General features: G+C 70.8%; 10 protein-coding genes. 1 reads left to right on the top strand and 9 read right to left on the bottom strand.

The features are described from left to right. Nucleotides 1-341: 341 nt before the first annotated feature. Nucleotides 342-863, bottom strand: a complete 522-nt coding sequence (locus QSK30_RS31550) for an OsmC family protein (protein ID WP_285508511.1) — start codon at nt 861-863, stop codon at nt 342-344. A gap of 354 nt (nt 864-1,217) precedes the next feature. Then, complete coding sequence (locus QSK30_RS31555) at nt 1,218-2,573, bottom strand: hypothetical protein (RefSeq protein WP_285508513.1); 1,356 nt, start codon at nt 2,571-2,573, stop codon at nt 1,218-1,220. A 104-nt stretch (nt 2,574-2,677) separates the two neighbouring features. Here QSK30_RS31555 and QSK30_RS31560 point away from each other — a divergent pair, with 104 nt between their 5' ends. Further along, complete coding sequence (locus QSK30_RS31560) at nt 2,678-3,190, top strand: MaoC family dehydratase (RefSeq protein ID WP_285508515.1); 513 nt, start codon at nt 2,678-2,680, stop codon at nt 3,188-3,190. Here the strand turns inward: QSK30_RS31560 and QSK30_RS31565 are convergent. From QSK30_RS31565 to QSK30_RS31595, 7 genes are all read right to left on the bottom strand, one after another. After that, complete coding sequence (locus tag QSK30_RS31565) at nt 3,169-4,107, bottom strand: ornithine cyclodeaminase family protein (RefSeq protein ID WP_285508517.1); 939 nt, start codon at nt 4,105-4,107, stop codon at nt 3,169-3,171. The two genes, QSK30_RS31560 and QSK30_RS31565, sit on opposite strands and share 22 nt — an antisense overlap. Beyond that, nucleotides 4,104-5,114, bottom strand: coding sequence for a 4-hydroxy-2-oxovalerate aldolase (gene dmpG / locus QSK30_RS31570; RefSeq protein ID WP_285508518.1), 1,011 nt, complete (start codon nt 5,112-5,114; stop codon nt 4,104-4,106). The genes QSK30_RS31565 and dmpG overlap by 4 nt, the downstream gene beginning before the upstream one ends. Beyond that, a complete protein-coding gene (locus QSK30_RS31575) occupies nt 5,111-6,025 on the bottom strand; it encodes an acetaldehyde dehydrogenase (acetylating) (protein ID WP_285508520.1) in 915 nt (304 codons plus the stop codon). Before QSK30_RS31575 ends, dmpG begins: the two co-directional genes overlap by 4 nt. After that, nucleotides 6,022-6,885, bottom strand: coding sequence for an HpcH/HpaI aldolase/citrate lyase family protein (locus tag QSK30_RS31580; protein WP_285508522.1), 864 nt, complete (start codon nt 6,883-6,885; stop codon nt 6,022-6,024). The genes QSK30_RS31575 and QSK30_RS31580 overlap by 4 nt, the downstream gene beginning before the upstream one ends. Next, entirely contained in the window at nt 6,882-8,120 is a 1,239-nt protein-coding gene (locus tag QSK30_RS31585; RefSeq protein WP_285508524.1) for an 8-amino-7-oxononanoate synthase family protein, read from the bottom strand. The genes QSK30_RS31580 and QSK30_RS31585 overlap by 4 nt, the downstream gene beginning before the upstream one ends. Next, a complete protein-coding gene (locus QSK30_RS31590) occupies nt 8,117-8,983 on the bottom strand; it encodes a cupin-like domain-containing protein (protein ID WP_285508526.1) in 867 nt (288 codons plus the stop codon). Before QSK30_RS31590 ends, QSK30_RS31585 begins: the two co-directional genes overlap by 4 nt. Before the next feature lie 88 nt (nt 8,984-9,071). Next, entirely contained in the window at nt 9,072-10,283 is a 1,212-nt protein-coding gene (locus QSK30_RS31595; RefSeq protein ID WP_285508527.1) for an MFS transporter, read from the bottom strand. Nucleotides 10,284-10,494 lie beyond the last annotated feature (211 nt).

Consider the following 10,494-nt stretch of genomic DNA (forward strand, 5'->3'; position numbering starts at 1 on the left):
AGCCACCCGTGGCGTCGACCCCCGGGCGGCACATCCCACGAGCTGCCCAAGTAAGAGCGGGGCTCGATTGGCTGGACTGCCTTCGCGCGGGGCCCCTAGAGCACCGCGGTGGGGAAAAAGCGTGGGGTGAAGGGCATCCCCACACACGGCAAGTTTAGCGGTGCTCTCCCCCCACACGAAGGCAGTCCACCCAATCGAGCACAAACGTAACGGGTGTTGCGTACCAGCGGCTCAGCATTTAGAGATTTAAGATTGAGAGATTGAGAGATTTAGGAACTCAAAGACTGAGGGATTCGGGATAGGCGGGCATGGGTATTGGCCTCGGGCATTCTGGGGCTGTGTCAGGCCAGTTCGATGGTGACCGGAATGGCCGTGCCCAGGGTGTGGCCGACCGGTGAGCTGTTGACGACCTTGGCGTGGAGGGCGTCGATCTCCTCCTGTGCCGCGGGCGACTCGATCTTGACCTTCGCCGTGATGGTGTCGAAGCCGGCGTGTCCCTCCGCCAGTCCCAGGAAGACGTGCAGATCCACGTCCCCCTTCACGTCAACGGTCAACCGGTCCAGCTGGATGCCCGCCACGGTCGCGTTGGCCGCGTAGCCGACTGCCAGGCAGTTCCCCAAGGCGCTGAGCAGTTGTTCGACCGGGTTCGGTGCCGTGTCTGCCCCGCCGAGGGCGGTCGGCTCGTCTGACGGGGTCTCGGCGAAGGCTCGGACCCGGGCCGCTGACTGGAATCCGCCCTTCCAGGTCACGTGTGCGGCCCAGGTGGTCTTGGCCTTGGACTCGTCCTGCTGGACGGCGGCCACCAGAGCGCCGACCGCCTGGATGTCCACGTTGTTCAGGGGCTGTTCGACGTCCACGGTCATGGTCGTTCTCCCAGGTCAGAGGGGTTGACCTGGCGAGCGTGCCGCCGTGGTCGGCGACCCCGCAACCGCAACCGCGATGTGGGAGGAAGCGCCACGGGCGGCCGAACGGTGGTATCGCGCTGGAGATGTCTGCTATTTAAATCGACTATTTGCTATCAAGATAACGGGTGGTGGGTCCAGATCGGCACCACTACCAGAGGAGGCCAGCGCCGGTTCACAACGCATGGAGGGAAGGAGCCCTGAGGGAGGGGCACGCGGGAAGAGCCCCGGACGAAGGAGTCTTGAGGGAAGGAGGTCGGAGGGGAGAGGTTCGGCTTGCCCGCGACAGAGTGCGCCTGGTCGCCTGCCAGGCCGCTACACGGCGACGACGCAGTCGTCGGAGCTGTGGTTGCCGTAGATGCTGACGATGCCTGCCGTGCCGTCGCCGAAGAAGCGGGAGAAGACGCCTGCTGGGCGGCCGCCGAAGAGCAGGGGGCCGAGGACCGGGGCGATCGCGACGTCGTGTGGCTCGTCTGCGCCGTCGGCGATCATGGACAGGGTGCAGGTCCGGGGTGCGACGAACTCCTGAACCACGCTGGCACCGTTGTCGACAGCGGTGGTGACCGCCGCCGTCCAGTCGGCCGGTGTGGTGTCCCGGCCGAGGATCACCTGCTTGCCGCTCATGCCCAGGCCCTCCTTGAGCACCAGCAGGTCCTTGTTGTCCACGACGAACTGGACCAGGTCCACCTCGGCCCCGCCCCGGGTGGTCCGGCGGTCGGCGAGGACGCGGGTCCACGGCAGGTAGCGCTCGACCAGTGCCCGGTCGGCGGTGGTCATCCACGGCCTGCCCTCGGACAGCAGGCCCATGGTCAGCTTGCTGGACAGGAAGGTCGAGGTCTGGGTGCCCACCAGCAGGCAGCCGTTGTCCAGCGCCGCCTGCACCGGTGTCGTGTCGATGCCCAGTTCGTCCCAGTCCGGGATCGTGAAGTTGCGCAGCCCCACCGGGTAGCGCAGGTGTGGCGGGCAGTCCCAGGCCTCGTGCAGGTCTTCCGGTTCGAAGAACCGGGCGGTGAGGCCGTGGTTGTTGAGGTAGTCCGCCTCGATGTCGAAGTACCGGGTCGACTCGACGCCCTGGTCGCGGGCGCTGCCGACGAGGGCGACCCGGGGCGCGAGCGCCAGTTCCGCGCACAGGTCCCGGAACATCTCCGCGCGCACGGCGAAGGGGCTCCGGTGTCCGAACGGGACTCGGCCTGCCTCGTCCGCGTACAGCTTCCGCCAGACCTCGAGGCGGCAATGAGTTTCCACCGGACCGCCGAGGGCGCCGCTGACGTTGAACTCCAGGAACTGCGGCCCGTTGGGTCCGATCACGATGTCCGGCCGGGCGACGCAGTCGGCGTAGCGCTCCTCGATGAACTGGTCCGCCACGAAGAGCTGGTTCTCGCTCTCCGGCATCCCGTACGCCGCCAGTCGCCCCGCCGTCGTGTCCGCGCGCTCCAAGGCGACGCGACGCACCAAGTCCAGGAGTGCCGCCGTCGCCCGGTAGAGCTCGGCGTAGGACGCGCGGGGGAGTGCGATCGGGGCGGCGGGCAGCAGCGGCTGGTACGGCCAGCCGGTGTCGCGGATCTCGGTGCGCAGCATCTCCTGGATCGTCGACGCGGGCGCGGCGGGTCGCAGGCGGTGCTCGCCGAACCACGGGTGACCCTGCGGTCCGACGTGCTCGAGCGCGGTCATCGGCCCAACCTCTCTCGTCCATTCCGGACTGACTGGACTGCCATTGTGGGGAAAACCCCGGCACCGCTACGGTTCCGGTCGGTGGTCACACGGGAGGACGGCACATGACGCTGCGCCAGGTCGGGGACAACGAGTTCGTCGAGGAGCACGGTGGGGACTACGAGGACTTCGCCCCCGGCATGGTGATCCGGCATTGGCCCGGGCGCACCATCTCGGAGACCGACAACACCTGGCTGACCCTGCTGACCATGAACCAGCACCCGCTGCACTTCGACCGCGCCTACGGGGAAAGTGCCGAGTACGGGCAGATCCTGGTCAACAGCGGCATCACCCTCTGCCTGGTCGGCGGCATGACCGTGCAGGCGCTCTCCGCCCGCGCGGTCGCCAACCTGGGCTGGGACAAGGTGCGCCTCAAGGACCCGGTGTTCGTCGGCGACACCCTCTACGCAACGAGCCGGATCCTGGACAGGCGCCTGTCGAAATCCCGCCCGGGGCAGGGGATCATCACTGTGGAGACCACCGGGGTGAAGTCGACGGGGGAGACCGTGATCGTGTTCGAGCGGTCGTTCATGGTCCGCTGCCGGGAGGCGGGCACTCACCCGGCCGACGCCTCGTAGAGCGCCGCGGCCGCGGCGGTGTCCTCGATGGCCAGGCCGACGCTGCGGAACACCGAGGTCCGGCCCGCTGCGGCGCCTGCGACCAGCGTGCCCAGCTCGTGCAGGTCGGTCTCGCCGATCAAGCCCTCGGCCAGCGCGATCCGCACCTCGCCCGCGTCCTCGACCGCCGCGGCCCGCTCCTCGACCGCGACGAACGCGGACGCGAGCAGCGCCGGGTCGATCTCAACGGCGTGCTCGTTCGTCCCGCCGATCACGTTCACGTGCGCGCCGGGCGCGACCCAGTCGGCCGCCACGATTGGCGTGCTGTCGCTGGTCGAGGTCGCCGTGCAGATCACGGCGGCGTCAGCCACGGCCGCCTTCGCCGTGTCGAACACGGTTACCGAGTGCCCGAACGTTTCACGAACCCACTCGGCGAACGCCTCCGTGCGCTCAGCCGTGCGGGAGAACACCCGCACCGACCGGATGGGCCGCACCGCAGACACTGCCCGCACCAGCGCACGGGCCTGCACTCCGGCGCCGATCAACGCCAACTCCTCGGCGTCCTCGGCCGCGCACAGTCGAGTCGCGAGACCCGCGACCGCGCCCGTGCGGACGGCGGTCAGCTCAGCCCCGTCGAGCAGGGCCGTGATCCGGCCGGTCGCCAGGTCGGTCAGCACGACCACGCCGTGGATCAGCGGCAACCCGCGGTCGGCGTTGTCCGGGGTGATCGTGGTGATCTTGACGCTGCCCACCCCGCGCCGCTCCCAGACCGCCGTGCCCGCTAGCAGTTGCCGATCCGCGCCGTGCTCCACGATCGTCCGCGACGGCGAGACCGTCGTGCCGGCGGAAAGGTCGGCGAACGCCTCGGCCAGCGCGTCGATCACCCGCACCAGCCGGTCGGCGCCCGCCATGTGCTCGGCCCCGATCACCACGGTCATCCGGCCACCTCACGGGCGCTCAGCTCGGCCACCACGTCGACGATAAGGTCTTCCTGCCCCGCGATGGCCTGCCGACGGCCCAGTTCGAAGAACACGTCCCGGGGGTCCACCCCGGCTCGCCCGGAGGACTCCAGCACCTGGTGCTTGAACCCGGAGAACACCCCGGCCAGCCCGCTCACGATGCTCAGCGAGCCGGTGAACGGGGGAGCGGGCATCAGCTCGCGCTCGGCGAACTCGGCGGCGTCGAGCAGCCCGTAGAGGTCGATCCCGGTCGTGAAACCCGTGCGCTCTAGCACCGGCACCAGTACCTCGAGCTGCGTGTTCCCCGCGCCCGCGCCGAAGCCGCGCGCGCAGCCGTCGATGATCCCGGCGCCTGCGGCCGCGGCGGCCACCGAGTTCGCGACGGCCATGCCGAGGTTGTTGTGGCCGTGGAAGATCACCGGCACGTCCACCGCGCTGGCGATCGCCCTGATCCGCTCGGTGACGTCGTCCGGGAGGAAGTACCCGGCGGAGTCCATGATCCCGACCCCGCGGGCGCCGTAGCCGACGACCGCCGCGGCCTGCTCGGCGAGCTGCTCGGGGGTGGCCATGTGGCTCATCATCAGCACGCAGTGCGCTTCGGCGCCCGCCTCGGCGAGGAACCCGAGGTGCCGCTCGGCCAGTGAGGTCTCGGTGCAGTGCACGCCGATGCGGATGATGTCGGCGCCGTGGGCGATCGCCTTGCGAAGGTCGCTCGAGGTGCCCCAGCCGGGCAGCATGAACACGGCCATCTGGCTGTGCCGCAACGCTTCCCGGACGGTGGAGAGCATCAGGTCGTCGCTCACCGCGGCCTGTCCCACCTGGATCGAGGAGGCGCCGAGGCCGTTGCCGTGGCCGACCTCGACCACCGGGATGCCCGCCGCGTCGGCCGCCTCGGCGTACCCGCGCAGCGCGGTGACACCGAGCTGGTGGCGCACCGCGTGCTGGCCGTCGCGCAGCGTCGGGTCGTGGATCACCACGGGGGTCATCGGCGTGCTCCCGTCCGGGTGGTCCGGCCGAGCCGGGCCGCGTGCTGCTCGGCGACCAGGATGGCGGCCGAGTTGATGATGTCGAGGTTGCCCGCGTAGTGCGGCAGCACCTCGCTGGTCGCGGTGACCTCCACCGAGACCACGACCCGGTCGCCGGTGACCGAGCAGGCGGTGACCCGGTAGCCGGGGGCGAACGCGCGCACCTGCTCGGCCGCCGCGTCGACCACGGCCCGCACCGCCTCGGTGGTGGCGCCCGGGATCACCGCGTGCACGGCGGTGCGGAACGTCGCGGGCGGCACGGCCGGGCTGATGTTGAGGATCGCCTTGGTGTCGGCGACCCCGGAGAACGCGCTGATCGCCTGCTGGGTGGTGGCGACGTACTCGTCGAGGTTGAGCCGGGTCGCGCGGCCCGCGATGGTGCTGGCCACGGTGGACACGACCTCGATGTAGGCCGCGGTGAACCGGCTGGCCAGCGCGTGCGCGATCGGGATGGACGCCTGTCCGCCGCAGCTGATCAGGCTGACATTGCGCTCGGTCGGGGTCTGCGTGCCGGTCACGGTGGGCACGACCATCTGCCCGAGCTTGCTGGGGGTCAGGTCGATCAGCAGGGTGTCGAGCGGGCGCAGCAGACGCCAGTGCTCGGCGTGCGACATGGCGTTCGTGGCGTCGAAGACGACGTCGAAGGGTCGGGGTGCGGCGAGGATCGCGTCGATCCCGCCCGCGGTGGTCGGGTAGCCGAGGCGTTCGGCGTGCCGCAGGCCCGCGGAGTCCGGGTTGCGGCCCACGACCAGCGCGCACTCCAGGACGGGGGAGTTGTGCACCTTGCTGACCAGGTCTTGGCCGATCGCGCCGGTGCCGATGACGGCCACGGTGACGGGTTCGGTCGTGCCGACGTGCTCGGTGATGGTCATCGGGTGCCTCCCCGGGTGCCGAACCGCGCCGTCCAGGCGTCACCGAGGGCCACGGTGGCGCGGGCCATCCGGGCGAACGGCGGGCCGACCATGTTCCCGTCCAGGACCGCGATCCCGCCGTCGGCGGCCTGGACGGCCCCGGTGACCCGGCGGGCCAGCCGCAGGCCGTCGGGGTCGGGCCGGAGCGCGCCGTTGATCGCGGCGAGCTCGGTCGGGTGCACGGTGGCCTTGCCGTGGAAGCCCAGTTCCCGGACCCGGGCGATCTCCTCGGCGAGCACGTCGGGTTCGGCGAGCCGGAAGTTCGCCGTGTCCACGCAGGCCGTGCCGTGCCGGGCGCAGGCCAGGGCCATCGCGTGCCGGGCGGCGAGCATCCCGGCCCAGGTGATCTCGATCCCGAGGGTGGCGGCCAGGTCGGCCGAGCCGAGCACCAGCCCGTCGGCCGCGGCGGCGATCGCGCCGATGTCGGTGATCGCCTCGACGGTCTCCACGGTCACGTAGACCTCCGGGTGCTTGCCCGCCTCGGCGAGCGTGGCGCGCAGCAGGGTGACCTCGACGGCCGAGCGCACCATCGTCATGACGATGAAGCCCGGCGCCACCGCGCTCTCGCCGAGCAGCACCAGGTCGTGCACGGCGGCCATCGTGCCCAGCTCGTTCACCCGGACCGCGACGTTGGCGGGGTCGGGCGCCTTCTCCAGCGCCGCCCGGCACACCACCCGCGCGGCGGCCTTCTCCGCCGCGGGGACGGAGTCCTCCAGGTCGATCAGGTGCACGTCCGCGTCGTAGGACCAGGCCTTGACGACCCGGTCCAGCGACAGGGCCGGGGTGTAGAGGATGCTGCGCGGGATCGCCCTGGCGGTCACGGGGCCGCCTCCTCCGGTAGCGCGCCCACCTCGACCAGCACCGCGCCCAGCGCGCGGATCTGCTCCTCGGTCTGGCCCGCGCGGAGCATGACCCGCAGGCCCGCGGTGCCGCGCGGCACGATCGGGAAGAACACCGGCGAGACGTAGAACCCGGCCTCGTACACCTGGCGGCCCGCCTCGATCACCGTCTCGTCGCTCATCGGCACCACGCGGATCGGGTACGTGGTCCCGGTCTGCTCGGTCTTGATCAGTGAGTCGAACAGCTCGATGTGCGCGCGCAGCCGCCCTTGGAGCGCGGTCAGCTCGTCGGTGCGGTGGATCTCCGCGGAGGCCAGGGAGGCGCCGACGGCGGCGGTGTTCATCGGCTGGGAGTAGCTCAGCGCGCCCGCGAACCGCTCGATGACCCGTTGCGCGGGCTTGGCGTAGCCGTCGAGCAGGATCGCCGCGCCGCTGGTGCCGAACGCCTTGTTCAGGGTCGCGACGGTGATGGTGCGCTCGTCGCGGATCGGGCAGTGCGAGCGGATGTAACCGACGCCGCGCTCGCCGTAGGCCGAGACCGAGTGCGAGTCGTCGTAGTAGACCAGCAGGCCGTACTTCTCCTGCAGCTCGGCGAGTTCCTGGACCGGGGCGTAGCCGCCGAGGCTGTCCGCGCCGTCGACGACGTAGGCGACCCGCTGGTAGCGCTTGCACATGTCCTCAAGGAACCCGACGTCGTGGTGCCCGCAGGTGACGACCTCGGTCTCGTCGGCGCAGGCGGGTTTGGCCCCTGCCATCGACACGTGGGCGTACTTGTCGAACACCATCAGCGGCCGCGTCCCGTTACCCAGGTGCCCGGAGGCGATCAGCGGCAGCAGGCCCGCGCTGGCCACGCCCGCGGAGATCGCGCTGACCACCTCGGCGCCGAACAGCTCGCCGAGCGAGGCCTCCAGCTCCAGCAGCGCGGGGATCTGCACCCGGCTGCGCGGGATGCAGTGGTCGAGCACGCCGAAGCGGCGCAGCGCGTCGACGGCGCCGTCGATGACCTTGGGGTGCGAGTCGAGGTCGAGGTAGGAGCAACAGGTGAAGTTGACGAACTCGTGGCCCTCAGGGGTGTGCAGCACGCCGTCCTGGAGCTCGGCGACGATCCCGGCGAGCCCGTTGCGCTCGGACATGTCCCAGAACGCGTTGCCGACCCCGACCGCCTTGTCGTTGTTGCGGTAGCGGTGGGTGGGGGTGATGCTCGTGCGCTCGGTCATGACGCGACCTCGGCGGGCTGGTAGTTGTAGACGCCCTTGAGCTTGCGGTAGGCGGCGGTGTAGAGCGCGACGCCGAGCACGTAGGGCCTGCGGAAGATCTTCGGGTCGCGCAGCCAGAAGTTGACGTTGATGTTCATCTCCTCGAGCGACTCGGCCTGGTGCCACCAGCCCAGCGGCAGGTAGAGCATCTGGCCAGGCTCGAGGATGAGCTCCCGGCGTTCGGCCAGTTTGGACACGAGCTTGGGGAAGCGCACCGGGTCGACGTCGTCGAAGTCGAAGGCCTGGGACTTGTCGCCGAACCCGCGCGCGAGCGAGCGCGGGTAGTACTCGAACGACCCGGGCGGCGACAGGACGAACCGCTTGCGGCCCTCCAGCGCGATGTTGAAGTTCTCCAGCTCGTCGAAGTGGCTCTGGGTGAACACGCCCTTGTGGCTGATCCACAGGTTGGCCGCGTTGAGCGAGCGCCGGTAGTCGAACAGCGCCCCGGCGTCGAAGCCGAGGACGGCGTCGACGTCGGCGGGGCTGTTGCGGATGTTGGACACGATCCGGTTCCAGGTGCCCGGGTCGGTCAGGTACTTGTCGTCGGCGAAGAAGTCCCGCAGCCGGATCTCGGTGGTGGTCCAGCGCTCGGAGTTCTGCTTGTTGCTCGGCTCGGTGAACAGGGTGACCGCCATGTCGCCGAGCCGCTCGGCCACGCCCTGCCTGCCCAGGCCCTGGACGTCGGCGGGCAGGGTGATCACCACGGGCACGTCGGCCCGGATCAGCGCCCGGATCCCGAAGGCGGTGAACTCCTCGAACGAGATGCGGGGGACCGGCAGACCGCCGAGACCGTCCCGCCCGGAGACCGGCTGTGCTGTGCTCACGACTGTCCTCACTGTCCTCATCTGGTAGCCGTCCTCACCGGTGGCTGTCCGTACCTACTGGCTGCCTGTACCTGCTGGCTGTCTGTTGCTAGTGCTCCACTACCGCGACTCCCGCGACCGGGCGCGCGTCCCGCCCGGTCGCGCGCAGCGCCGACTGCCCGGCGACGCTGAGTCCCAACGCGACGACCCCGCCGCCGACCGCGGCCCACGCCGCGTGCTCGAAGGTCCCCAGTTCGGCGAGCCTGCCGCCCGCCGCGGTGCCCAGGGCGATGCCCAGCGCCCCGGCGCTGGCCAGCCAGGAGAACCCCTCGGAGAGGGAACCCTTGGGCGCCAACGACTCCAGCAGCGTGCTGCCGGTGATCAGCGCGGGCGCGATGGCGAGCCCGGCGACCACGGCGAACAGGCCCATCACCAGCCCGGAGCCCGCGAAGGCCAGCGGCAGGGCGCCCAGCGCCAGCACCAGGGCGGTGATCGCCAGCAGCCGGGACTGCGGGAGCCGCCAGTCGACGGCGCCGTAGACCGCGCCCGCGGCGAGGCTGCCCACCGCGGTCAGCGACAGGAACACCCCGCCGAGGCCGGGCGAGCCCAGTCCCTTGGCGAAGGCGACCATCGTGACGTCGACCGCGCCGAGCAGGAAGCCCATGCCCGCGTAGGCGGCCATCAGCACCCGGACCCCGGGCACCGAGATCGCCCGCGGCGCCCGCTCGGCGGGCTTGCCCGCGGTCGGCTCCGGCGTCGGCTCCGACGCGCGGTGCAGCGCCACGGCGATGGAGCCGGTGGTGGTCAGCACCGCGCAGGCGACCAGGCCCGCGGCCGGGTGGACCGCCGAGGCCAGCACGGTGACCAGCAGCGGTCCGAGCAGGAAGATCGTCTCGTCGAGCATCGATTCCAGGGCGTAGGCCGCGCGCAGCCGGTCCTTGTCGACCAGCGCCGCCCACCGCGCCCGCATGAACGAGGTGAACGAGACCGAGGTGCAGCCGGTGGCCACCGCGGCCACGACGAGCAGCCACAGCGGCGCGTGCAGCAGGACCGACGCCAGCAGCCCGGTCATCGCGACCCCGTGCGCCGCGCACGCGGTGAGCAGCACCCGCCGCTGGCTGAGCCGGTCGGCCAGCCTGCCCAGCACCGGGCTGACCAGCCCCTGCGCGACCAGCATCACCGCCGCCACGGCGCCCGCCCGGCCCAGTGACCCGGTGACCGCGGTGACCAGCAGCAGGGTGGCGATGGAGCGCATGGCGATCGGGAACCGCCCGACCACCCCCCACAGCGCCAGCGCCGCGCCGCCGGGCGTCCGCAGCAACCGGAGATAGGACCCGAACCCGGAATTGGACCCCGAATCGCCCCCGGACACAATTCTCCCGTCTGTGTGAGGTGAGATCCCACGCAGGGGAGCGTCAAGGTTTGTGATCTTGGTGTGAAGTCGGCGGATGTAGTGGCCGGTATCGACACATGAACGAAGAAGGTGGCCTCCTGCCTGCGATGATGCGGGTTCTCACACCATGCACATCGCA

Source organism: Actinokineospora sp. NBRC 105648, from assembly GCF_030269645.1.
GTDB lineage: Bacteria > Actinomycetota > Actinomycetes > Mycobacteriales > Pseudonocardiaceae > Actinokineospora.

Bases quoted from the DNA above. Each gene is read 5' to 3' on its own strand.
- QSK30_RS31550 (WP_285508511.1), bottom strand. From the start codon at position 863: ATGACCGTGGACGTCGAACAGCCCCTGAACAACGTGGACATCCAGGCG.
- QSK30_RS31555 (WP_285508513.1), bottom strand. From the start codon at position 2,573: ATGACCGCGCTCGAGCACGTCGGACCGCAGGGTCACCCGTGGTTCGGC.
- QSK30_RS31560 (WP_285508515.1), top strand. From the start codon at position 2,678: ATGACGCTGCGCCAGGTCGGGGACAACGAGTTCGTCGAGGAGCACGGT.
- QSK30_RS31565 (WP_285508517.1), bottom strand. From the start codon at position 4,107: ATGACCGTGGTGATCGGGGCCGAGCACATGGCGGGCGCCGACCGGCTG.
- dmpG (WP_285508518.1), bottom strand. From the start codon at position 5,114: ATGACCCCCGTGGTGATCCACGACCCGACGCTGCGCGACGGCCAGCAC.
- QSK30_RS31575 (WP_285508520.1), bottom strand. From the start codon at position 6,025: ATGACCATCACCGAGCACGTCGGCACGACCGAACCCGTCACCGTGGCC.
- QSK30_RS31585 (WP_285508524.1), bottom strand. From the start codon at position 8,120: ATGACCGAGCGCACGAGCATCACCCCCACCCACCGCTACCGCAACAAC.